We start from the raw sequence: 24,325 nt of genomic DNA, 5'->3' as shown, positions 1-24,325 counted from the left end.
ACGTCGGCAAAGCCGACACTTTGGAAGATGATCCCGCCGTTCCGAAGGAGCGGATCCAAGGGCGCAATTATACGTCGCTGGCGCGACGCGTTGCTCAATGACCCTGGCGGGGCCGCTATTCGCGACGAGCAGCTTGTTTCGACCGATTGACCGGGAGTATTCGCCGCCGTGGCCATCGCCCACTTCTCAGCCAGCATCGTCAGCCGCGGCGACGGCCGCAGCGCGGTGCTGTCGGCGGCCTACCGGCACTGTGCGAAGATGCACTACGAGCGTGAGGCGCGCACCATCGACTACACCCGCAAGGTTGGGCTCCTTCACGAAGAGTTCCTTTTGCCGGACCATGCGCCGAAATGGGTCCGGATGCTGATCGCCGACCGCTCTGTCGCCGGCGCTTCGGAGGCCTTCTGGAACAGGGTCGAGGCTTTCGAGAAGCGGATCGACGCCCAGCTCGCCAAGGACCTGACGGTGGCGCTGCCGCTGGAGCTCACAGCCGAGCAGAATATCGCGCTCGTCCGTGACTTCGTGGAAAAGCACATTCTCTCCAGAGGGATGGTTGCCGACTGGGTTTATCACGACAATCCCGGCAATCCGCACATCCACCTGATGACGACACTGCGGCCGCTGACCGAATACGGTTTTGGCGCGAAGAAGGTCGCGGTGATCGGCGAGGAGGGCGAACCTCTGCGGACGAAAGCCGGGAAGATCGTCTATGAGCTATGGGCCGGCGGAACGGACGACTTCAACGCGTTTCGCGACGCCTGGTTCGAACGGATGAACCATCACCTGGCGCTCAACGGCATCAATTTGCGCGTCGACGGGCGATCCTACGAGAAGCAGGGTATCGATCTGGTGCCGACCATTCATCTCGGCGTCGGCGCCAAGGCGATCGAGCGTAAGGCCGAAGGGGAGGGACGCAAAGCCGAGCTCGAACGCCTTGAGCTCAACGAGGAGCGGCGCGAGGAAAATGCCCGCCGCATCCGGGAGAATCCCGAACTCGTGCTGGATCTCATCACCCGCGAGAAGAGCGTCTTCGACGAGCGCGATGTCGCCAAAATCCTGCATCGCTATATCGACGATGCGGGCCTGTTCCGCAACATGATGGCGCGCATCATGCAGAGTGGGCAAGTGCTGCGGCTGGAGCGCGAGCGGATCTCGTTGGCAACCGGCAAGCGCGAGCCGTCGAAGTTCACGACGCACGAGCTGATCCGCCTCGAAGCGACGATGGCCCGGAGCGCGATGTGGCTTGACCGACGCTCCTCGCATGGTATCGGCAAGGCCGTTCTCGACGCGACCTTCGCGCGCCACGACCGGCTGTCGCAGGAACAGCGGACAGCGCTTGCGCATATCGCCGGCGCCAATCGCATAGCCGCCGTCGTTGGCCGTGCCGGAGCGGGCAAGACCACAATGATGAAAGCGGCCCGCGAGACATGGGAAGCCGCCGGATATCGCGTCGTGGGCGCAGCGCTTGCTGGCAAGGCGGCGGAGGGTCTGGAGAAAGAGGCCGGCATCATCGCGCGCACGCTGTCGTCGTGGGAACTACGCTGGCAGCAGGAGCGTGACCGCCTCGACGACAGGACCGTCATGGTGCTGGATGAGGCGGGCATGGTGTCGTCGCGGCAGATGGCGATGCTTGTCCAGGCAGCGACCGAGGCCGGGGCCAAGCTGGTGCTGGTCGGTGATCCCGATCAGCTCCAGCCGATCGAAGCGGGCGCCGCATTCCGCGCGATCACCGACCGCATCGGCTATGCCGAACTTGGCACGATCTATCGTCAGCGCGAGGCGTGGATGCGTCGCGCCTCGGTCGATCTTGCCCACCGTCAAGTCGGGTCGGCGCTCGCAGCCTATGACCGCGCGAACCTGATCCATTCGCACTGGTCGAAGGACGAGGCCATAGCCTCGCTGATCGAAGACTGGAACCGCGACTACGATCCGGCGAGGTCTTCTCTCATTCTCGCCCATCGACGACTCGACGTGCGCGCACTCAACGAACTCGCCCGCGAAAGGCTGGTCGGGCGCGGTCTCGTCGGCGAGGGCTTCGCCTTCCGGACAGAAGAGGGCGAGCGTCGCTTCGACGCCGGCGACCGGATCGTCTTCCTGAAGAACGAGGGATCGCTCGGCGTCAAGAACGGCATGCTGGCGAAGGTGGTCGAAGCCGCACCCGGCAGGTTTGTCGCCGAGATTGGCGAAGGGGAGGATCGCCGCCAGGTGACGGTCGATCAGCATCTCTACGCCAATGTCGATCATGGCTATGCGACCACCATCCACAAATCGCAGGGCGCGACGGTCGACGTCGTCAGGGTGCTCGCCTCCGGCACGATGGACCGCCATCTGACCTATGTCGCGCTCACCCGTCATCGTGATGCAGCCCGGCTCTATGTCGGCATGAACGAGTTCACCAACCGCGGCGGCGTTCTCGTCGATCACGGAGAGGCTCCCTACGAGAACAAGCCCGAGAACCACGACAGCTATTTCGTCACGCTCGAAACCGGCGAGGGGAAGCAGAACACCATCTGGGGCGTCGACCTGAAGCGCGCGATGGCAGAGGCGGCGCCTCAGATCGGCGACCGCATCGGCCTCGACCACAAGGGTTCCGAAATGGTCCGTCTTCCCGACGGCAAGAAGGTCAAGCGCCATACCTGGAAGGTCGTCGACATCCGCGAGCTGGCGCTGTCGCGGATGACGGAACGCATGTCGCGCGACGCAGCGAAGGAAACGACGCTCGACTACGAGAACGCCAGCTTCTATCGCGCGGCACTCCGCTTCGCCGACACGCATGGCCTGCGCCTCATGAACGTCGCCCGGACCATGATGCGCGACCGGCTCGACTGGACGGTCCGGCAGAAACAGCGGCTTGCCCGTCTCGGAAGCCGGCTGCTCGCCATCGGCGGCAAGCTCGGTCTCGTTTCCAGCACTCAGCAGCAACAATCGCTTTCCAGCAACATGAAGGAGGTCAGGCCGATGGTTGCCGGCATCACCATTCATCCGAAATCCCTCGACCAGGCGGTCGAGGACAAGCTCGCCGCCGATCCCGGTCTGAAGAAGCAATGGGAGGAAGTCTCCTCCCGTTTTCATCTGATCTACGCCCAGCCCGAAGCCGCCTTCCGCGCGGTCGATGTCGACGCGGCGTTGAAGGATCCGGCGACTGCGAAATCCACGCTCGCGAAGATCGCGAACGAGCCGGAGAGTTTTGGAGCGCTCAAAGGCAAGACCGGCCTGTTCGCCAGCCGCGTGGAGAAGGAGGACCGCGATATTGCACACGTCAATGCGCCGGCGCTTTCGCGTGACCTCGAACGTTATCTTCAGATGCGAACGAACGCCATGCAGCGCCTTGAAACGGAGGAGAGGGCAATCCGGCATCGCGTCTCGATCGACATTCCGGCACTGTCGCCGTCCGCCCGCACGGTGCTCGAACGGGTGCGCGATGCGATCGACCGCAACGACCTTCCCGCAGCACTCGGATATGCGGTCAGCGACAAGGAGGCCAAGCTCGAAATCGACGGATTCAACAAGGCTGTATCGGAACGCTTCGGTGAACGCAGCCTGCTGCCGAACGCCGCGCGCGAACCGTCCGGGCGGCTGTTCGAGCAGCTCGCCAAGGGGCTCCAGCCCCAAGAGAAGGAGCACCTGGCCGAGGCATGGCCGGTGATGCGCACCGCCCAGCAACTCGCTGCCCACGAGCGCACCGCCGCGACCTTGAGGCAGGTCGAGGACCTGCGGCTATCGCAGCGCCAGACACCGGTGATCAAGCAATGACGCCGCGCCGGGCGATCATCCTGATCCGTGCCTCTGTGACCGTCATTCTCTGCGAATCGGTCGTCGCCGCGGTCGGCGGCTATCGCCTGAACCTAACACCAAGCGAGCCGCTCGGGCTCTGGCGCATCGAGGCATTGAACCGCTCCCCTGAGGTCGGGGATCTGGTGTTCATCTGCCCGCCGTCGAACGCGCCGTTCATCGAGGCGCTAGAGCGCGGATATCTCCACCGCGGGCTTTGCAGGGGCGGTTTTGCGCCGCTGATCAAGACCATTGTCGCTCTTCCCGGCGACCGGGTCGAGATCGCCGGCGAGGTCATCATCGACGGCCGCCCGGTACCCGCATCCGCTGTGCGGGCGACGGATGGTGCCGGCAGGGCGATCCATCCCTATCCCGGCGGCGTCGTGCCACCCGGCCATCTCTTTCTTCACTCATCCTTTGCGAGCTCCTATGATTCACGATATTTTGGGCCGATCCCGGCATCCGGCCTTCTCGGTCAGGCGCGGCCGGTGTTCACGTTTGACCCGTGACCGCTGGCGTGTGGCGCTCCTGATCCTGCTTTCGATCGCCGTCGGAGCGGTCGGCTGGAGCGGCGAGGCCCTCCTTCTTCCGACAGCCATGCTCTTTCCGTTGCTATGGGCGCAATCTCCATCACGACTGGTTGCGGGCGCGGTGTCTGCCGGGTACTTCCTCACCGCCTCGCGCGGCCTGCCGCAGGGTGTGGCGAACTTCTACGCCGCCGATTTCTGGCCCGGCCTCCTGCTATGGCTGGCGGCCTCGGCCGGCTTTGTCGCCGTGCATGCGGCGTTCTGGCCCGCGCGCTTGCAAAAGAGGCTCCCGGGAAGGGGCGCTCTGGGTTGGGGAAAGCCGGTGCGCTACCTTGCGGCCGCGGTGCTGATGGGGCTGCCGCCCTTCGGCATCACCGGGTGGGCGCATCCACTGACCGCAGCGGGCATTCTGTTTCCCGGCTTTGGATGGTGGGGGCTGGGTGCGACCACAGCCGGCCTCGCGATGATGACATCGCGATACTGGCCGGCTGCTGCCATTGCCCTGGGAGGCTTCTGGTTCTGGTCCGCCGCTACGTGGACGCAACCTGTCCTACCGGATGGATGGAAAGGCGTCGACCTCGAACAGGGTCAAACGCTTGGACGTGATGGTTCGCTTGACCATCACCGTGACCTGATCGCAACGGTGCGCGCGGCGGCAGGAGCGGAAACCCGTGTCATCGTTCTTCCCGAAAGCGCCCTCGGCTTATGGACCCCGACTGTCGCACGGCTTTGGCAGGCGGGCTTGCGAGGGGCGGACGTCACCGTGATCGCCGGCGCGGCCGTCATCGATCCGGGCGGCTACGACAACGTCATGGTGACGGTCTCGGAGGGTGAAGCACGGATCCTCTATCGCGAGCGCATGCCGATCCCGGTATCGATGTGGCAGCCATGGTTGCAATGGACCGGGCAGGGCGGTGGCGCTCAAGCGCATTTCTTCGCCAACCCGGCCGTGGATCTCGCTGGCACGAGGATCGCGCCGCTGATCTGCTACGAGCAGCTCATCGTCTGGCCCATACTGCACTCGATGCTGTTTTCCCCCGCCGCCATCGTCGCCACGGGCAACGGATGGTGGACCGAGGGAACGTCGATCGTCGCCATCCAACAAGCAGGCGTGATCGCCTGGGCGAAACTCTTCGGGCGACCCGTCGTCACGGCTTTCAACACATAAGGAGACTTTCGCGATGGTCGATTCCGCCCTCATCAAGGAATGCAGCGATCCCGGCCTGAAGCCCGCGATCGTCGAAGAGTTCATCGAACGGGCAGGGGCGCCGGACCCGCTCGCGGTCACTGTCCGCTCCGGCAACCGCATCGTTCTGGTGCCGAAGCCGACAACGCCGGACGAAGCGCTCGCATTGATACGCCAGAACCTCGGCCGCAATATCGTTCGCGTCGGCTTGACGCAGTATCCCGCCGGCCTCGGTATCGTCGAGGCGGGCCAGTTGAAGCCGGACCTGATCGAGCCTTGCGAAAACATCAAGATGGGCACGGCCCTGTTCGCCAAAGTCTATCGTATCGTCACCAAATGGTACGGTAACCCTCCCGAAAGCGAGGTCCTTCCGCAGGTTTTTGAAGACGCGATCATCGCATGGCAAACGGGGTATTTCGAGGGGACAGCGGTGTTCCGGGCAGCCGATCCGGGCGACGTGAAGCTGCCAGAGCCGGATCCAGGGGTGGAAGCGGAAACGTCCGAAGCCGGTAGTGACAAGATGAAGGGCGGCAACGTCGATACTGCACTCGAGGCGGAACCAGCTGACCCGAACAAGGCCGGTATTCGGATCGACCTTTCCGGCATCGGCGCGCGCGGGAAGTGAGGAACAGGTTCCTCGCGTCTGCGTGGATGAACGCGGGCCAGGAGGGAAAAATCGCTCGGTCCGTGGGCCAAGCGAATCGCACTTAATGAGACCATGGCGGAAAACAACTAAGTGTCGTCACGCTTCAACAATGCATTCTATCCCTGGTCGCAAGTCGCGTTGATTTCTTCTTCGAAAGCATAGGCCTTGAGGTATTTTGTGCCTTGCATCGAGATGGGCATGTGAAGATTTGCACCGTCGTTCTGTCGATCGGCGCTGGCATCTCTTTGGAATGGCTCTTATAAGGGGCATGACGCAGTACGCGCTGTGTTGCGGCTTAGAATCCGCAGATGAACGGTTGGCGCTGACCGAAACGGTGCCAGGAACCCTCTGACCTTGTGGCCGGGGGCCTGTGACTCATGTCCAGGCGCCTCGGTGCTAAAGGTCTCAGGGCCGATTCATCTCGGATTCTAACCCCCGGCTAGGGTTCAAAGGGTTCAACGTCGGCGGGGGCGCACCGCAGACAAAACCAGGGTTAGGTCAGGAATGGAATCGGAAGATGCAACATTGACGAAAAAAGTTGAGCTCCGGCCACTGGTCGGCTTAACTCGTGGACTACACCCGGCTGACCTCGAGAAACTGACCATAGACGCAATCCGTGCACATCGGCGACTTGTCGAAAAGGCCGACGAACTTTTCCAGGCCCTGCCGGAAAGCTATAAGTCGGGAAAGGAAGTCGGAGGCCCACAGCATCTGTGTTACATCGAGGCCAGTATCGAGATGCACGCGCAGATGAGCGCTGTCAGCACGCTAATCAGCATTCTTGGCTATATCCCGAACGCCTCCGTGAACTGAACCGGCTTCCGTTTGTCTCATGGCGAATTTTTATAGCGGGCTATGATGTCATATCGGTCCTGAACTATTGCGGCAGCTCAGACCCGCTATCTTCATCGGAGGCAAGGCGGCGTGACACGAGCTCCTCCGTTCGGTCTCTTTGATACCGACCGCGGTGGAACCCTACGCAGCGAAGACCTGGGCAGCGCGGCTCGACGGTTTGGCGACTGGCGCGACGGATGGCCGATGAACCTGGCCAGCAAACGCTTGCGTTCGGCCGGTGTCATCGAACCTGAAATGCTCCAGCAGCTCGAATAGCGCGGCGGCCTCGCGAGCAAGGCTGTGGCTGGCCGCCGTCTGCTCCTCGACCATCGCGGCGTTTTGTTGCGTTCCCTGATCGACGCTGTTCACGGCCTTGTTGATCTCACCGAGAGCGTTCGACTGCTCGCGTGCCGCTTCGACAATCGCGACGACATTCGTGTTGATGTCGTGGACCTGGGTCGCGATTTCCTGCAGCGCGGAACCGGCTTTCGTGACAAGCGATACCCCGCTCTGGACCTGGCTACCCGACGCGGTGATCAGCGTCTTGATTTCCTTGGCGGCCTTGGCCGATCGCTGCGCGAGCTCGCGGACTTCCTGCGCGACGACCGCGAATCCCTTGCCCGCTTCGCCGGCACGGGCCGCTTCGACACCGGCATTCAGCGCCAGGAGGTTGGTCTGGAACGCGATCTCATCGATGACACCGATGATGTTGGAGATCTCGCGAGAGGACGTTTCGATCTGATCCATGGCGCCGATCGCGTCGCGCACCACCTGCCCGGAATGCTCTGCATGTTCGCGGGTGCGTGCAACGAGTTGGCCAGCCTCCTCCGCCCGACGACTGGAATCCTTGACCGTTGTGGTGATTTCCTCGAGCGCAGCGGCGGTCTCCTCGACCGAGGCGGCTTGTTGCTCGGTGCGTTTTGCCAGCTCGTCGGCGGCGGTCCGAATCTCGCTGGATCCCGCGGAGATCGCCCTGGCGTTGTCGGCGACAGTCGCCATCGCGCGCTTCAGCTTGTCGGAGGCGGCGTTGAAATCGGTGCGCAAACGTTCGAGCGAGGGGATGAACGGTTTTTCGATTTGCTGCGCCAGGTCACCGTCCGCCAGACTGTTCAGGCAGCCCGCGAGCTGTTCGACGTTTTCGACCCGGGCCGTCACGTCGGTCGCGAATTTCACGACTTTGAAGACTCTGCCGTTCATATCGAAAATCGGATTGTATGAGGCCTGGATAAAGACCTTGCGACCACCCTTGCCGAGCCGCATGAACTCGTCCGCCATCAAATCCCCGCCTGCAAGCATCTTCCAGAAATTCCGATAGTCGGGCGACGCGGTATAGGATGGTTCGCAGAACATCGAATGGTGTTTGCCCTGGATCTCGCTCAGAGAATATCCGAGGGCGGACAGGAAATTCTCGTTGGCGGTCAGGACGTCGCCGGTCGGCGTGAACTCGATAATCGCCTGCGCCCGCGACAAAGCCTCGATCTTGCCGGCATCTTCTGCAACTTTCAGCTTCTGGGCGGTGATGTCGGTGGCGATCTTGACAACCTTGACCGGCTTGCCACGGCGCATGACAGGGTTATAGGACGCCTCGATCCAGACTTCCTTGCCGCCCTTGCCGATGCGCTTATATTGCTGCTGGTCGAAGTTGCCGGCGGCGAGTTTCGCCCAGAACGCCTTATAGTCTGCCGATTTCACAAATGCCGGTTCAACGAACATGCTGTGATGTTTGCCGATAATTTCTGATAGCTCATAGCCAAGCGCCCGGCAGAAATTGTCGTTGGCAGTGAGTATCCTGCCGGACAGATCGAATTCGATCATGGCCTGAGACTTAGAGAGGGCAGCAAGTACCGCGCATGCATTGGCACCACGATTGAGAATATTCACTAGGCGACCTCCCAAGGATACTTACCGGACCGAAGGTCGCGGCAGAGCGCGAATAGTTGCATACGATGTTTAATCTTCATTTAAACATGGAACTGGCATCCATCAATTATGCCCGCTTAAAGCGCTCGAAGAGAAGGAGGAGATTGTATCAACAATCATGTGCCGCTCGATAAGGGCTTCCATGTTGCGATTGAGCAAAGACAGCAGCAGGTCTTTTGTGACGGCCCGGGTCTCGCTTTTTCGAGATAGAGCGGACGCCACGTGAGGTCGAGATCCTGGCTTAGGTCTTCGTGCAACTTGACTATCTCCTGCCGGGCCGCTTCCAGGCTATCGAAAAACTGAACGGTGGTGTGCCCGTGCAGCCAGTGCGCCTGGTCATCGGCAGTCGCCTGAGAATAGGTGTAGAACGTATAGGAAGTTACTGACATCATTCCTCTCCCCTGGTTTGTCTGTCACGTTTTCAGATCAGCTTTCTTCTGATTGCGAGGGCGGTGAGATGGGCCTTACTGCGAACGTCGAAGCGCTTCATGGCCTCGCGGAGCTTGACACGGACGCTGTTGTACTTGACGCCCTCCACGTCTGCGACTTCCTCCATCGTCATGCCGACGGCGATCCATCTGAGATAGGTCGCCTCTTTCGGATCGAGCCAGGCGGCATCTTCCACTGTCGGAGTGGTCTGAAGGAAAGAGATGCGGGCGTGGAGCTGCCCGACGGCGCCCGCGGCTGCGACCGCGTCGATCTCACGGTCGAGGTCGATCGCCGGCCTTTCCGACGCCAGCGTGAACATCGACATCGATCCGTTGGCGGTCTTGATCGGAATGGTGATGCCGGAGCGGATGCCGAAATCGGCCGCATGCGCGTAGAAGGCACGCTCTTCCTTCGATAGCCGCGATCGTTCCTGTTCGCCGGACCAGGCAAAGACGTGCTTCCTGGATTTCGCGCGCTTGACGACCGGATCGAGCTTGTCGAAGTTGTTCTCGAAGTAAGCCGATCGCCAGTCACGATGATAATTGGTGACCGCGATGGTGTGTTTGTGCTGGATATGGAGATAGGCATAGCCGGTGAAGCCGAAATGTTCGGCAAGGTCGGCAAGGCCATCCTTCAGGATGCACTCGTCGCCCTGAATTGCGGCAAGATCGGTCAACTTGTCCAGCCAGTGCTGCATTCCATACCCCCATATGCTGGTGTGCGATGCCTACTCTAACGTTTGCTCCCAGCAGCCGACCGCCGGGCTGAATCTGCTTTCATCCTCTTTTACCCAGACAACTCAGGCTGAGCCGAAGCATTTTTCCACGAGGCATACATGCTCCAACGCTTCACGAATATCCGTACTATCCCCCTGTACATGCTATCGAGCCGGGGAAGCGGCACTTGCGTGCAGTTCACTCGACGATCTGCATCTCGCTCTGACCAGATGCGGCAATGCTCGCCTTGCGGTCGGCAAATGAGATCTTCAATTCAGCAAAAGCATCGCCGTGTTGCCATGAAAGCACCAACGCTCCGGCATCAGCAATGGTGGCCTTGAGCGCTCCACCGAAGGCGGGATGGGTGTTCCTGAAACGGATCAGATTTGAAAGGCGATGGAAGAGCGGCGTCTCAAGGGCCGTACCGATTTCGTCGTTGCCGTAATAGTGCCGGTTAATGTCACGCCCCACGCCCGTTTTGGCGAGCAGGTCCATATCGTTTACACCGCCCAATAAACCGACATAATAGACTTGCGGAATTCCTGGAGCAAAAAACTGAATTGCCCGAGCGATGAGATAATCATTATCGTTGCGACCAAGCGCGTCATAGTAGGTGCAGTTTACCTGATAAAGGTCCAGATTCGATGCAGCGGCCCCCGTCGCCTGGCGGCTCTGGCCATCCGATCGCCTATGGATCTCTTCCACAAGATTGTCGATCGCCTGGGGTTCGAGGAGGCCCGCCCGGCCGTCGCTATGGGCACCGACATCTATAACGCCGATCCCGTCATGGGTGTCGAGAACGGTGATCGCGTTACGGGGGCTTATTGCCAGCCACTTTGCCAGCGGCGTGGCGTCTCCCGTAAACAATGCATGCAAGATGAGCGGTGGTAGTGCGAAATCATAGACCCGGTCGACCTTCTTCGCGATCTCGATTTGGTCACGATGATAACTATGAATCTCAACCAGAACCTCCATGCCGCGGTTGCGGGCCTTTCCAGCCACTTCTTCGAGGAATGCGTAGGTATCGTCGATCATGAAGCAACTGCTGCCCGCTTTCTTGATCGCGTATCCCGCGGCGTCGAGGCGGATCGCCGTCACATTCGCCTCCGAAAAGCGATCGAGGATCGTTTCGAGATAGGTTGTGCCTTTGGCGCTGTGGACATCGATGTCGATCTGCTCCGGTGTGAAGGTTGTCCAGAGCATCCGCTGAGTACCATCAGCCAGGGTCACCTTCGAAAACGGTAAACCGGGGCGCGGTCGATAGATCCTCAGAAGGTCTTCTTCGGTGGCGCCATCGGGAAATACCTTATCGAACGTCATGAACATGTCGGCAAATTCGGACGCCGAACCCTTGGCAATGAAGTCCGTGAATGCGCCGGATTGCGATGAGACATGGTTGACGATAAGATCGGCCATGATTTCCACGGATCCCGACAAAGCCCGCACATCCTCCCAGTCGCCGAGGCGCGGATCGACGATCGTGTGATCTGTTGGATCGAATCCGGCATCAGCGCCATCGATCGGATTGAAGAAAGGCAAGACATGGACGCCGCCGAACAGGCCAGCGAACTTGCCATCGACCAGTTCCTTCAATTGCCTGAAACCACCTCTGGTCAGGCGGTCAACATAGGTGATAAACTGCACTTTGTTTTGCATTTCAATTTCCAGTATGTGTCGTCTTACGAGGACGAGTTGATTTTCTTTCACTCAGTCTGCAGAGCCGCCCGCGATGAGACGGCTCTCGCCCAGTAATCCTTGCTCGTCCATGATCGGGTGAGCAACCGAGACGATATGCGCGTTGATCCGCTTGAGATCACGCAAGATGTCGAGGTGAAGCGAGCTGGTTTGAAGGCTGTCGGTGCGCCCGTCGCGCAGACGTTCCAGGTGGCGCTCGGAAGACTGTTTTTCCATGTGCCGGACTTCGACTTTCCGCTCCATGAGCTGACGCGCGAGATTGATGTCCCGGGTGATAAGGATTGTTTGTGCGATCCGGAGATTATCGACGGTGAGCTGGAAGAGTTGTGTTAGTTCGGAGAAGCCGTCATCAGAGAATTTCAAACCGTGGGCGATCTTCTTCGTGACCTCGGGCAGCAGACCTTTCTCGACAATATCCCCGATATGTTCGAGGTTGATGGCGTAGTCGATGATGACGATCGAGCGGCGGCCTTCGTCTTCCGACAGTCCAGTACGGCCGAGTTTCGATAAGTAGACCTTGACCTCCTGCTGTAACCGGTCGACCTGGCGCTCAAGCTGCGCAATATCCTTCAATCTCGCGGCATTGTTCTGCTGGAACGCGTCCGACACTCTCAAGAGCATTCTTTCGATCAGGTCTCCAACGCCAAGCACTTCGCGTGCAGCACTCGTCAGTGCTACGACTGGTGTTGATAGCTCATCCGGATCGAGGAATTTCGGTGTGTTGTCAGCCTGTTCGGACGCGGGGATGAGGACCCCCATCCACCGTGCAAGAAGGCGGGAAAACGGCATGGCCAGGAGAGCCAGGCCGATATTTAACGCGAGATGCGCGTCCACGGGAAGTTTGGACGCTGGGACCGGCAACATCGAAAGCCAGCTGGCCAAAATATCGGCCACTGGCAGGATCAGCAGGCAGCCGATTGCCCGGACAATCAGATTGCCTAGTGTGACCCGCCTGGCCGCCGCCGATGCTGATAACGACGCGATCACCGGAGGTATTGCGCCACCGAAATTGGCTCCAAGAACCAGCGCTACGACAAGCCCGCCAGAGAGGATTCCGGTGGAGGTCAACGACAAAATCAGAACGACCGCAGCCAAGCTTGAAGATGAAGCGAATGCGATGGCCGCGGAAAAGATCATCGCGACCGGCCAGGCGTTTTCAAGCAGGCCGATAAACGCTGCGAGCGCCGGCGAATGGCGAAGCGGCTCGGTCGCGTTGCTGAGTAGGTGTAGTGACAGCAGCATCAGCGCGATACCGAGCAACGCTGTTCCGGCGCCCTGCCTGGAGGTCGAACCGCCTCGATAGAGAATGATGCCGATGAAGAGTAGGGCAGGGGACACCCATTCGATGCCCGTTGCGACGATCCAGGCGGTGACCGCCGTTCCGACATTGGCGCCGAGGAGGACGACCTGCGCCATGCGAGGCTTGATAAGCTCTCGTTCCACAAACGAGGAGACCATCAGCGCCGTCGCTGTAGAACTCTGAAGCGCGACTGTGGCGACGAACCCTGATAGAAACGACCGGGCGCTGCTTTTCGTGCCGGAGGCGAGGCCCGTTCGCAATCTGGCCCCAAGCGCACGGGAGGCTCCGTCCTTCACCTGGGCCAGGCCGAACAGCAGCAACGCGACGGCGCCGCAGAGATTTATGAGAACGATTATCGATTCCAAGTCGCGCCTCTCGCTAATTCTGTTGGAAGTAAGCCTTGATCAGCGAAGCGGCTGCTCGCAACAGAGATCGGCCAGACGGGTGCCGTCTTGATTTGTCTCGAGAGGGAAGCGGTTCTCGTCGCAGACCTTGTCCAGCTTGCGGTTGATGAGGGTGCCGGTGGGCGAGCAGGGAGGAGAGCTGCCCACCGGCATCTTGCCCGCGCCGTATCGCAGGCAAGATGAATTCCAACTGGTTTCGTATTGTTGTCGTGCGGAGTAGCGCTGATCCGCGCCGGTTTTGTTGACGGCAGTTCGACATCGAATGAGTCATCACTCCTCCTAGAAGCTTACGATCTTGGTGCGGTGCGAAAGTGAGCGATTTCGATCACACTAACAAAGGCTTCCGCTTAGCTACCCGAAGCTTCTTGATCCCCAACAATGCGTAATCACTTGTAATGTATCGTTGCGATGCAACAAAACTGTCACCAAACTTTCATTTGACGAAGAACGATTACGCTCATAGTGTGAGCGATATAGACCATTTCTTGTTGGAAGGGAAGCGTTGGTGTTCAACTCGACTCAGGACCGCCAGGCGAAAATCGTTGAGCTTTTGCGCGATGAGCAGTTTTTGGCTATCGGCAGATTGACGGAGCACTTCCAGATTTCGGTGGCCACTGCGAGGCGCGACTTGAGCGAACTCCACGAGGCCGGACTCTTGCGTCGAACTCACGGCGGTGCGGTCAGCGTCACGCAGGTTACACAGGACAAGCCGAACGCTGCCCGCGCCGTCTGGAATCGGGCGGAGAAGGCGGCCATAGCCGGAGTCGTTGCCGGTATGATCGTCGAGGGTGACACGGTTCTTCTGGACGCCGGTACAACTGCGCTGGAAGTTGCCAAGAAGCTCGCTGACCGCAGAAACCTCACCTTCATCTCGAATGGTCTCGACATTGTCGAGGAATTGACGAGAGGGGAGGGCAAAAGCATCTATTCGGTCGGGGGCGAGTATACCGAAACGAACCGCTCCTTCCGCGGCCCTTTGGCGGAGCAGTTTATCCGCCAATTCAATGTCGACAAACTCATTCTCAACGCGGCGTCGATCGATGTTGATCGCGGATTGATCTGTACGTCGTCGCCCGTGAACGCGAGTGTCGCTCGCGCCATGATCGAAGTTTCGAGCCGCGTGATCGTCGTCGCGGATCATTCGAAATTCACAAAATCGAGCCTCTCGGTGACGGCCAGGATCGAGGATGTCGGCGTGATCGTCACCGACTCTGGAACCCGAACCATCATTGAGACAATACCGGAAAAGCTGCGGAAGAAGTTCGTTGTTGCGAACTAGGTTCGACGGCCGCGGGCGAATTAAACCCTCATTCAACAGAGCTGGGAGGAAAACCACATGCTTAAGACCAATCGCAGGAATTTTATGATGGGCACCGCGGCGATAGCGGTCGCTTCAACTGCCGGTGCGAAGTTCACCTTCGCGCAAGAACGCCGGGCGCTTCGCCTGGGTGTGAACGGATTGCCGAACTCGCTGGAGCCGGTCAATGCAATCAGCAATGTCGGCCCGCGTATCGTCAACCAGATATTCGACACGCTGATAGCGCGCGATTTTTTCGCGAAGGGAGCTCCCGGCAATGCCATCGACCTCGTTCCGGCACTTGCCGAGAGCTGGGAGCGCATCGATGAGAAATCGGTTCGCTTCAAGCTGCGGCAGAAGGTCATGTTCCACGATGGTGTTGAACTGACCGCGGACGATGTCGCATACACCTTTTCTTCCGAACGCCTTTGGGGTCCCGAAGCGATCAAGAAAATCCCGCTTGGGAAATCCTATTCGCTCGATTTCGATGAGCCCGTGGTCGAGGACAAATACATAGTCACACTTCGCACAAAGACCCCGAGCTATCTCATCGAGACCTTCGTCGCATCCTGGATGAGCCGCATTGTTCCCAAAGAATACTACAAGAAACTGGGAGCAGTAGATTTCGGTAACAAGCCCGTTGGAACAGGCCCGTACAAGTTCGTGGACTTTGTTGCCGGTGACCGTGTGGTGCTGGAAGCCAACGACGCCTACTGGGGTCCAAAGCCGACTGCATCGAAGATCACCTACCAGATCGTCGCAGAGCCAGCCACACGCGTCGCGGGTCTGATCAGCGGTGAATACGATATCATCACTACCCTGACGCCGGACGACATTCAGCTGATAAATAGCTATCCGGACCTCGAAACGCGCGGGACGCTCATCGAAAACTTCCACATGTTCACCTTCAATATGAACCAAGAAGTTTTCAAGGATAAGAAGCTTCGGCGCGCTCTTGCTCTGGCTGTCAACCGGCCAATCATGGTTGAAGCGCTCTGGAAGAAACAAGCATCTATCCCGGCCGGCTTCAATTTCCCGAACTATGGGGAAACCTTCGATCCAAAGCGTAAGGCCATGGAATATAATGTCGAGGAGGCCAAGCGTCTCGTCAAGGAGAGCGGCTACGATGGAACGCCGATCACCTATCACACGATGGGCAACTATTATGCCAACGCCATGCCTGCGTTGATGATGATGATCGAAATGTGGAAGCAGATCGGTGTGAACGTGGTCATGAAAACCTACGCACCGGGTAGCTTCCCCCCGGACAACCAGACCTGGATCAGAAACTGGTCCAACGGCCAATGGATGACCGATGCCTACGCCACGATCGTCCCCGAATTCGGGCCGAATGGTCAGGTTCAAAAGCGTTGGGGTTGGAAGGCGCCGGCCGAGTTCAACGAATTATGTCAGAAGGTCACGGTTCTGCCGAATGGCAAGGAGCGCTTCGACGCCTACAATCGCATGCGGGATATTTTCGAAGAGGAGGCGCCAGCCGTCATTCTCTATCAGCCGTATGACGTTTATGCCGCGCGCAAGGATGTCCACTGGAAGCCCGTGAGCTTCGAGATGATGGAATTCCGCAACAATCTCAGCTTCGGCTGAACTCGTTAATCGAGAAGGCGGCGCGCGCGAGGTGTGCGCGTCGCCCTGGAGGAGCCTAAGTTGTCAAATCTACTAACAGTTCGCGACCTGGTCGTTCAGGTGCCGGCGCGCGATATCACAATCATCAACGGTGTCAGTTTTTCACTGGATGCAGGGCAGACGCTTGGACTCGTCGGGGAGTCGGGCTGCGGAAAGAGCATGACATGTTACGCAATAGCCAAGGCATTGCCGCGAGGGATTTCGCAGACGGGCGGAACTATTGAGCTGAACAGTGGACCAAAGGCTGATGGCAAGCCGGCTATTGCCATGATCTATCAGGACCCGACCAGCAGCCTCAATCCGGTTCATTCGATCGGTTATTATCTCGAGAGCAGCCTTTATCGCCATCAGGGTCTGGAGGGCAACGATGCACGGCTCGAGGCCATGCGTCTTCTCGAACGTGTCGGTATCGACCGCGCCAAAAGTCGGCTGCGATCCTATCCTCATGAGTTCTCGGGCGGTATGAACCAGCGCGTCATGATTGCCCACGCGCTCGCTGCGAAGCCCAAGCTGATGATCGCCGACGAGCCCACGACAGCGCTCGATGTCACGACGCAGGCGCAGATCCTTCATCTTCTGGAGGAACTCAGATCTGAAACAGGCATGGCGCTTTTGATCGTGTCGCACGATCTCGGCGTGATCGCCCGCCTCGCGGATCGTGCGGCGGTCATGTATTGCGGAAAGATCGTCGAAACGGCGCCGGTTGCGGAATTGTTGGAGCGTGCAGCGCATCCTTACGCTCGCGCCCTGATCGGCTGCATGCCAACGATCGATGCGGACGACCTGGAGCCGCCAGTACCAATCCCGGGTTCTGTTCCTCTTCTCGATAACCTGCCTGCCGGATGTTATTATCACCCACGCTGTCCCCGCGCGAGCGAACAATGTTCCGTGAGCTTTCCCGGGCCTGTCAACGTCGGCGCGTTCCATGACGCGGCGTGTTACCATCCGGTGAGCCCATGAGTGCGCCTCTTCTTCAGGCCCGCGGGGTCACCAAGGTCTTTCGCCTGAAATCCGGGCTTTTCGTAAAGCCATCGGTACATGTGGCGGTTAATTCAATTGATCTCGAACTTGCGCCGCGTGAGCGGGTAGGTGTGGTCGGTGAATCTGGGAGCGGGAAATCGACACTCGGTAGACTTCTGCTCGGCTTGACCTCCACCACCGAGGGAGAGGTCTTGTTCGAAGGACTCGCGCACACAGATCGTAGCGCGCGAGACTGGTCGACGTTCCGAAAGGAGACCTCCCTGGTCCAGCAAAACCCGCTGTCCGCCCTTAATCCACAAATGACGATCGGCGAGCAAATCGCTGAAGCCGTCTGGGTTCACCGGGTTGCCAACCGCGCGGGCGCGCGTGATCGGGCGGCAACCATGCTGGACCGGGTCGGCCTCTCGAGCGCGATGATGAACCGCTATCCACATCAGATGTCGGGAGGGCAGCGACAAAGAGTTGTTATTGCCCGAGCTTTGATCCTCGACCCCAAATTGGTCGTATTCGATGAGGCGGTATCTGCGCTCGACGTCTCTGTGCAAGCCCAGGTCGTTGCGTTGCTTCGGCAGCTCTGGCAGGAGCTTGATCTGGCGTATGTGTTCATCACCCACGACCTGCGCATCGTTCGCCATCTCGTTGATCGTATTGTCGTGATGTATCTTGGCCGCGTCGTCGAAACCGGCGATATCAAATCTGTGTATGCGTGGCCACGCCATCCCTATACCCGCGCATTGCTTGCCTCCGTCCCCACTATGGACCCGACGGTCCGCAATATTGAACCACCGATCAAGGGGGAACTCGACGCTGGCAAGGTAATGACTGGCTGTGCCTTCCGGTCACGCTGTCCTTTTGCAATCGAAAGATGTGCGAAAGAAACGCCGCTGCTTCGGCCTGCGGGCGGGCAACTGGCAGCGTGTCATAGAGCGGAAGAGTTTCCGAGATCTATAGTCGCGCAGACTGATCCGGCGCAGATGATGGAGGTGGCGCGATGATTAGTTTCATCCTTGCACGCCTCGTTCGAGCGATCATTGTCATGATGCTGACCGTGACGTTTGTCTTCATCATTCTCAGGTTGGGTGGAGATCCAGCTCGGGCCATGTTGGGCGAGAACGCGACGCCAGAGGCGCTGGCAGCATTCCGAACAGCATGGGGCCTGGACAGATCCATTCCTGAACAGTTCCTGATCTATCTCGCCAGCGCGCTCAGAGGCGACTTCGGGGTATCGGCAGCCGACGGTCGTGAGGTATTCACCGTCATCGCCGAACGTATACCCAAGACATTGACGCTGACGATTTCAGCGTTCGTGCTAAGCGTACTCGTCGGTATCCCCGCGGGAATCATTGCAGCAGTCCGCCGCGACAGTGCCGCCGACAAATCCGTCATGGCAGGCGCTGTTCTCGGCTATAGCGTACCAAATTTCTTGCTCGGACTGACGCTCATCTTCGTGTTTGCCGTCTGGTTTCGTGTGCTGCCGAGCTCGGGAAGTTCCACCTGGCAGCATGCGATCCTGCCCGTTGCGACATTCGGTCTTGTCAATGCGGCTGCGATTGCGCGCTTCGCACGTTCCGCGCTGATCGAAGTTCTGGAACAGCCCTATATCGCAGCGGCTCGCGCCGATGGTATTCCCAAGTGGGAAGTGGTTATCCGCCACGCGCTCCCGAACGCGGCGATCCCGATGGTGACCATGCTGGGTTTCGTTGCAGCTGGCTTGCTGGGGGGGTCGGCTATCGTAGAGACCGTATTCGCCTGGCCCGGGCTTGGTAGCGGTTTTGTTCGAGCAATCACGCTCAGCGATCTCAATGTCGTTCAGGCAATGATCCTTCTCTTCACGGCGTTCATGGTCACGATCAACTTGATCGTCGATGTTCTCTATGCGGTGCTGAACCCGAAAATCAGGCTTCAAAAAAATGGCTAATACGACACTCTCATTACCAAAGCGGCAATTCCTGAAATCTGCCCGCCGCATTCCGATCAGTATCTGGCTATGCCTGATCTGGATTGCGGTTGTCGTCTTCGTGGGCATCACGGCGCAATGGTTGGCACCGTTCGACTATCTGCAGCAGTCACCTCTGGCGCGATTTGCGCCGCCGGGTGCGCCGGGACATTTGCTGGGAACTGATTATCTCGGTCGTGACGTGCTCAGCAACATTCTGGTCGCTACCCAGACGTCTTTGATGATCGCTCTTGTCGGTTCTCTCATCTGCGCGTTCATCGGTACGACCCTCGGATTTCTTGCGGCACATTTCGGTGGCTGGGTCGACAATCTCATTATGGGCTTCGCAGACGCGAAGGCTTCCGTGCCCTTTATAATCTTCGCGCTTGGTGTCCTGGCGTTTCTCGGGTCAAGCCCGCTGATACTTCTTATGCTCGTTGGTGTCGCATCATTCGAGCGTTATGCGCGGCTGACGCGTGGCCTCGTCTTGAGTGCGAACCAGGAGGGATATGCGGAGGCGGCGCGCATCGTCGGCGTGCCATCGCTTCGGATCTATGTGCGCCACGTCCTTCCAAACATTGCTGGACCGCTCATCGTTCAAATCACCCTGAATTTCCCGGATATCATCCTGCTCGAAAGCGGATTGAGCTTCCTTGGGCTTGGGATCCAACCGCCGGAAACGAGCCTTGGGCTGATGGTCGCAGACGGCAGAAACTATATCGCGATTGCCTGGTGGCTCATCGCGTTGCCCGGCGTTGTTATTGTTCTCACCACCCTGTCCATCAGCCTGCTCGGCGACTACTTGCGCGATCGCTTCGACGCGCGCCTGCGATAAACGAAAGGAATGAAAATGAACCCTCTCAGAATGACACCGGAGACGATCCGCCTGGGCGGCCATCGCGGCCACAGCGCCGGCGCCCCCGAAAACACGCTCGCGGCGTTTCGGAAGGCGTTTGAATTCGGCGGACGTAACGTCACATGCGAAACCGATCTCGGAATTACCCGCGATGGAGAACTTGTGCTGATTCACGACAAGACCGTCGACCGCACAACAGACGGTCACGGCATCGTTCACGACATGACCTATTCGGAGTTGTCGAAACTCGACGCAGGGAGTTGGTTCAGTTCGGAGTTTGTCGGAGAGCGTGTGCCGCTACTTAAGGACGCGCTTCAGCTCGCCCGTGAGCTTGGCATTATCTATCAGCTTGAACTGAAGATCTACGACGCGAACGACGTCTTCTTCCCAAAGTTGAGGACGCTCATCGATGAATTGGGCTGTGCGGATCTCCTCCAGTTCTCTTCCTTCGACTACGTTCAGCTGAAGGCCGTCAAGGAAGCAATTCCCGAGGTACCGACCGTTGGCCTGATGCATTCGCGCCTCATCGATCCAGCCGCCCTTGCCCGTCAGGCCAATCTCGATGCCATGAACATCGAGATCTACCATTTCGCCAGCGGTGAAGCCCGCCAACTCCACAACGAGGGATTTGCCGCTTTTTGCTACCTACCGACGGGGTACCATGAAAAACTCGCGCAGTACGGCGTGGACGTGGAAACGCAGGTCGTTCAGTGGGTTCGTGAAGGTCAGTTGGATCAGTTGCTCGGAGACGACGTCGCACAGGTCGCCAGGCTCAAGGACCGTGCAAATGGCTGATCGGGACACATCGACATCTCACGCAGGAGAAACAGCTTCGATTGTGGAAGAGATCGCGCGCAAGGCAGGCGACCTTGCCCTCGCTCATTTCCGCTCCCTATCGAGCCTGTCGGTCGAGACCAAGGGACATCTCGATCTTGTGACGAAGGCGGACAAGGAGGTCGAAACATTTCTTATCGCGCAGTTGCGGGAGGCGTTTCCCGCAGACGGCATATTTGGAGAAGAAGGGGGCGAAATCAAAGGGCGTTCAGGTCGTATCTGGGTGATCGATCCGATTGATGGGACATTCAATTTCGTCCGCGGCGGTCAGAACTGGGCAATTTCCATCGGTCTCTATGAAAACAAGCGTCCTACATTCGGGGTTATCTTCGCTCCAGTCCGAAACCTGATGTTTGTTGGAGGGAAAACGGTGGAGACGAAGCTCAACGGCATGGCGGTCAAGCCACTTCCGCCGCTCGATATGTCGCGTGCATCGACCGGGTTCAGCTACCATCCTTCGGCTTCGACAGCGGACAGGCTCGAAGTCATCCGTTATATCTCGGATGATCTCAATATCAGCTTCCGTTTCTGCGGCGCTGCGACACTCTCGATGGTCGAGGTGGCCATGGGCGAGACAGATGGCTACGTTTCATTGGGAGACTCGACGTGGGACGTTATGGCAGCGTTGCCTATTTTGAGCAATCTGGGTGTTGCGGATACGATCGACTGGGACAGGACCGACTTGTCGGCCAAACTCCGGTTTGCTTGTGGCAGCCACGACTTCCTGGAGAAGGTGAAGCCGTTGCTCGATAAAGTGGCGCTGGCCGCATAATGCGGCGCGCCTCTGACAATAACGGTCACAGATCGCCACTGGTCGACGCGGACCAATGCGGCGCGATTTGCGTACGCTCGACAAGCCTTGTTAACAGCGAGATGGAAGCGCTTCTGATCACCAGCCGCGAAACTGGCCGCTGGGTAATCCCCAAGGGCTGGTCGGAGGGCAGGAAAAAGCTTCATCGAGTCGCACGGGAGGAAGCTTGGGAAGAAGCCGGCGTGCGGGGAAGAGTCTGCAAAAACCCGTATGGTCACTACCGCTATGACAAGAAGGTATCACATGACGAATTCATCCCTTGTCTGGTTCAGGTTCACCTGCTGACCGTATCGACCCTGAAGGATGATTTCCCCGAGAAAGGACAACGCCAGATCAGGTGGTTTTCTCCGGAGGAAGCTTCTGGATTGGTTATCGAGCCGGAGCTCAAACAACTGCTTTTAAAGCTGCGACAGCAGTGACCCACACAATTGAGGACGACATGGACATCGAACTTCTCAAGAAAACACCCGACCTAAGAGCCATAGCAGATATCCGGCTGGCGACCCTCGAGGACGGTCCGGCGCGTGGCCAACGGCTGTTGATCGCTCGAAATGCAACAGGAATTGCGTTCGAAGTGGCGTTGGATCGCGGCTTCGATATTTCCAGCCTTTCGTTTAGGGGGACCAATATTGGTTGGAACTCGCCGATTCAGATGCGTTTTCCAATGGTTGATCCAGGCTCCGAAGGCGGCTGGGCTTTCATGCGCAACTTCGATGGCTTCCTTGTGACATGCGGGCTCGACCACATCAGCCGTCCTCTGGAAGTTGATATGGCCCACTATAATCATCCGCACCTGAAGACGAAAAGCATGCCTCAGCATGGCAGAATCTCGACCGAAAAAGCAAGATTGGTCGGATATGACGTCGACCCAGAATCCGGTGAGATCTTCTGTGAGGGGATCGTCAGGCAGGCAAGTGTCTTCGGCGAAAACCTGGAGCTGAGACGGAGGATCACTTTACCAGTCTTTGGTCAGGTGCTGCGGATTGACGACACAGTGACAAACCGGGGGTTTCGCCCGTCTGGACATGCAATAATCTATCACCTGAACTACGGCTATCCGTTTCTGGATCAGAACCTCGAGATCACGGGTCTTCCTGAGCTCCTTGCGGCAAAATTGGTCGTGGATCCACCTCGGCCAAGTGACGATTACGGCGAATACGTCGACTCGGTCGATAGCCTAGAGATTCCGGAAGCGGATCCGATCGTTGTCAGCAACCGTGAACTCGACATATCCGTCGGCCTGACGTTCACTCGCGACCAACTGAACAAGCTTGCTATCTGGAGAGCTTATCAGTCTGGAGTGTTTGCGCTCGGCGTCGAACCCCGCACCGACCTGGCACAGGACAGACCTTTGCTTCTGCCTGGCGAAAGCTGCAAGAACTCGTTGCAAGTTGAACTGACCGATTGCTGTTGTTCCAACTAAAGGAGCTGGTAGGGCCTCAAACGGGGGACAGGAAATGAAACGCGTCTTGATCGTCGGTTGCCCAGGTGCTGGAAAATCCACGCTTGCGAAGCAACTCGCCAAGATCACCGATCTTCCTCTCGTACAGTAGCTCGACGCGCCGAGCACGCCGAGGAACAGTTCCGCCTCGCGGATCTCACCGGTCTTGCGATCGACAATCGGCACCTTCTTGCCGGAATAATCAACGAAGACTTTGTCGCCGGCGATGTGTTCCTGGCGCATCGTCGGTGACAGGCGCTTCTCAAAGCCGCGGAACAGCTGGCAAAAACGGCTATATCCATACCCATCCGGATGGGCGCTGCGGTATTCCTCCCAAAGAATCAGCAGCGTCACGCCTGGCTTCTTCAGCTCGATTGAAAGCGGTCCCCAGTCGGGCTCTTGGCGCAGTCGCTGGCCCCGCTTGACGCCGGGGTGAACGAAGAGCTTGGCCTCGAGAACATCGTCTGTCAGGCCGCTGGCGAGGGCCCAACTCAGCCCTGCCATCGCAGCCCGCTTCAAGTTGTCCTGCACGGTGCTGCGAGCAATGCCAAGCATTACAGCGATCTCGCGGCTACTCGTTCCGCTACCCGCAAGCCGCAGCATTTGTCGTATGTGTCGCATGGTCAGCTTTCTTTTTGCAGGCATTAAATTCCCCTCGTGGATATCGAGGGGACACATGCCAATGTTGCTGACCCAGGGGAACTTGAGTGCCGGAAACTGACCGGTTATTGATAGGAATGGTGGCCGGTCAATGATTGGAATGGCGGCCGGGTTCAGAGTGGAATTCGCACATCTAACTTTTGTGCTTAAAATGGACAATGCCTTTGCGGCAAACTTAGGCGCAATCCCTACAGCTTTCCACCAATTCCGCGACGGACAAAGTTGGTCGACGGTAGCCTGCGGCCTGTGCGACGAGCGCCTCAAGCACCAAAGCCGGAAATATAATTTCGACCATATTACAGATGAAACGAGATTCAAATTTGTCGACATATCTTTTGTTGCTACGTTAAACCGAAGGCTTATTATTGAAGCTAAGGCTTTGAATTCCCATACGGTTTACGTCGATTCTGGTATCGACTTCGATGAAAGTATGTAAA

23 protein-coding genes are annotated in these 24,325 nt (G+C 58.5%); 17 read left to right on the top strand and 6 right to left on the bottom strand.

Translation table 11 applies throughout. The features are described from left to right. Positions 1-168: 168 nt before the first annotated feature. The 5 genes from traA to ACQZ6D_RS27095 all read left to right on the top strand — a co-directional run bounded on the left by traA (position 169) and on the right by ACQZ6D_RS27095 (position 6,943). Complete coding sequence (traA, locus tag ACQZ6D_RS27115) at positions 169-3,753, top strand: Ti-type conjugative transfer relaxase TraA (RefSeq protein ID WP_045231721.1); 3,585 nt, start codon at positions 169-171, stop codon at positions 3,751-3,753. Next, a complete protein-coding gene (gene traF / locus ACQZ6D_RS27110) occupies positions 3,750-4,280 on the top strand; it encodes a conjugative transfer signal peptidase TraF (protein ID WP_045023305.1) in 531 nt (176 codons plus the stop codon). Before traA ends, traF begins: the two co-directional genes overlap by 4 nt. After that, on the top strand, positions 4,270-5,466 hold the full coding sequence (locus tag ACQZ6D_RS27105; protein ID WP_045231720.1) for a conjugal transfer protein TraB: 1,197 nt from the start codon (positions 4,270-4,272) through the stop codon (positions 5,464-5,466). The genes traF and ACQZ6D_RS27105 overlap by 11 nt, the downstream gene beginning before the upstream one ends. A 13-nt stretch (positions 5,467-5,479) precedes the next feature. Beyond that, positions 5,480-6,109, top strand: a complete 630-nt coding sequence (locus ACQZ6D_RS27100) for a TraH family protein (RefSeq protein WP_045023302.1) — start codon at positions 5,480-5,482, stop codon at positions 6,107-6,109. Between the two features lie 525 nt (positions 6,110-6,634). Further along, positions 6,635-6,943, top strand: coding sequence for a transcriptional repressor TraM (locus ACQZ6D_RS27095; protein ID WP_010891530.1), 309 nt, complete (start codon positions 6,635-6,637; stop codon positions 6,941-6,943). Between the two features lie 162 nt (positions 6,944-7,105). On the opposite strand, the gene ACQZ6D_RS27090 is transcribed toward ACQZ6D_RS27095, so the two are convergent. The 6 genes from ACQZ6D_RS27090 to ACQZ6D_RS27065 all read right to left on the bottom strand — a co-directional run bounded on the left by ACQZ6D_RS27090 (position 7,106) and on the right by ACQZ6D_RS27065 (position 13,575). Continuing rightward, entirely contained in the window at positions 7,106-8,845 is a 1,740-nt protein-coding gene (locus ACQZ6D_RS27090) for a methyl-accepting chemotaxis protein (protein WP_045231719.1), read from the bottom strand. A 155-nt stretch (positions 8,846-9,000) separates the two neighbouring features. Then, positions 9,001-9,276 (bottom strand): hypothetical protein, encoded by a 276-nt coding sequence (locus ACQZ6D_RS27085; RefSeq protein WP_233278959.1) that lies wholly within the window; start codon positions 9,274-9,276, stop codon positions 9,001-9,003. Between the two features lie 29 nt (positions 9,277-9,305). Then, positions 9,306-10,010, bottom strand: a complete 705-nt coding sequence (traR, locus tag ACQZ6D_RS27080) for an autoinducer-binding transcriptional regulator TraR (protein WP_045023300.1) — start codon at positions 10,008-10,010, stop codon at positions 9,306-9,308. Positions 10,011-10,227: 217 nt separating this feature from the next. Next, complete coding sequence (gene gtfA, locus ACQZ6D_RS27075) at positions 10,228-11,736, bottom strand: sucrose phosphorylase (RefSeq protein WP_236736194.1); 1,509 nt, start codon at positions 11,734-11,736, stop codon at positions 10,228-10,230. After that, positions 11,737-13,389, bottom strand: coding sequence for a Na/Pi cotransporter family protein (locus ACQZ6D_RS27070; protein ID WP_045231718.1), 1,653 nt, complete (start codon positions 13,387-13,389; stop codon positions 11,737-11,739). Positions 13,390-13,428: 39 nt separating this feature from the next. Continuing rightward, positions 13,429-13,575: a hypothetical protein gene (locus ACQZ6D_RS27065; RefSeq protein WP_162936978.1), complete on the bottom strand. Its 147-nt coding sequence runs from the start codon at positions 13,573-13,575 to the stop codon at positions 13,429-13,431. A gap of 355 nt (positions 13,576-13,930) precedes the next feature. Between ACQZ6D_RS27065 and ACQZ6D_RS27060 the strand changes: the two genes are divergently transcribed. From ACQZ6D_RS27060 to ACQZ6D_RS27005, 12 genes are all read left to right on the top strand, one after another. Continuing rightward, the gene (locus ACQZ6D_RS27060) at positions 13,931-14,707 is read left to right on the top strand and encodes a DeoR/GlpR family DNA-binding transcription regulator (protein ID WP_010974787.1); all 777 of its coding nucleotides are present in this window, start codon (positions 13,931-13,933) and stop codon (positions 14,705-14,707) included. Between the two features lie 57 nt (positions 14,708-14,764). Beyond that, positions 14,765-16,330, top strand: coding sequence for an ABC transporter substrate-binding protein (locus ACQZ6D_RS27055; RefSeq protein WP_045231717.1), 1,566 nt, complete (start codon positions 14,765-14,767; stop codon positions 16,328-16,330). Positions 16,331-16,390: 60 nt separating this feature from the next. Then, entirely contained in the window at positions 16,391-17,329 is a 939-nt protein-coding gene (locus tag ACQZ6D_RS27050; protein WP_045023296.1) for an ABC transporter ATP-binding protein, read from the top strand. Next, entirely contained in the window at positions 17,326-18,345 is a 1,020-nt protein-coding gene (locus tag ACQZ6D_RS27045; RefSeq protein ID WP_010974903.1) for an oligopeptide/dipeptide ABC transporter ATP-binding protein, read from the top strand. The genes ACQZ6D_RS27050 and ACQZ6D_RS27045 overlap by 4 nt, the downstream gene beginning before the upstream one ends. Further along, a complete protein-coding gene (locus ACQZ6D_RS27040; protein ID WP_045231716.1) occupies positions 18,342-19,268 on the top strand; it encodes an ABC transporter permease in 927 nt (308 codons plus the stop codon). The genes ACQZ6D_RS27045 and ACQZ6D_RS27040 overlap by 4 nt, the downstream gene beginning before the upstream one ends. Then, positions 19,261-20,121 carry an ABC transporter permease gene (locus ACQZ6D_RS27035; RefSeq protein WP_010891520.1) on the top strand — a complete coding sequence of 287 codons (861 nt, stop codon included), beginning with the start codon at positions 19,261-19,263 and terminating at the stop codon, positions 20,119-20,121. Before ACQZ6D_RS27040 ends, ACQZ6D_RS27035 begins: the two co-directional genes overlap by 8 nt. Before the next feature lie 15 nt (positions 20,122-20,136). Next, a complete protein-coding gene (locus ACQZ6D_RS27030) occupies positions 20,137-20,937 on the top strand; it encodes a glycerophosphodiester phosphodiesterase family protein (RefSeq protein WP_045023290.1) in 801 nt (266 codons plus the stop codon). Next, positions 20,930-21,748 (top strand): inositol monophosphatase family protein, encoded by an 819-nt coding sequence (locus ACQZ6D_RS27025; protein ID WP_010974906.1) that lies wholly within the window; start codon positions 20,930-20,932, stop codon positions 21,746-21,748. The genes ACQZ6D_RS27030 and ACQZ6D_RS27025 overlap by 8 nt, the downstream gene beginning before the upstream one ends. A 101-nt stretch (positions 21,749-21,849) precedes the next feature. After that, entirely contained in the window at positions 21,850-22,206 is a 357-nt protein-coding gene (locus tag ACQZ6D_RS27020) for an NUDIX hydrolase (RefSeq protein WP_233278960.1), read from the top strand. 20 nt (positions 22,207-22,226) lie between these two features. Next, positions 22,227-23,210: an aldose 1-epimerase family protein gene (locus tag ACQZ6D_RS27015; RefSeq protein WP_045023288.1), complete on the top strand. Its 984-nt coding sequence runs from the start codon at positions 22,227-22,229 to the stop codon at positions 23,208-23,210. Positions 23,211-23,244: 34 nt separating this feature from the next. Further along, positions 23,245-23,340 (top strand): AAA family ATPase, encoded by a 96-nt coding sequence (locus ACQZ6D_RS27010; RefSeq protein ID WP_198927928.1) that lies wholly within the window; start codon positions 23,245-23,247, stop codon positions 23,338-23,340. A 639-nt stretch (positions 23,341-23,979) separates the two neighbouring features. After that, the gene (locus ACQZ6D_RS27005; protein WP_045231714.1) at positions 23,980-24,324 is read left to right on the top strand and encodes a hypothetical protein; all 345 of its coding nucleotides are present in this window, start codon (positions 23,980-23,982) and stop codon (positions 24,322-24,324) included. The last annotated feature ends 1 nt before the right edge of the window (position 24,325 follow it).

The sequence above is a fragment of the Agrobacterium sp. 22-3639C2 genome (genome assembly GCF_053522105.1).
Note: the sequence above shows the minus strand (reverse complement) of the source record. Positions and strands in the feature narration are given on the sequence as shown.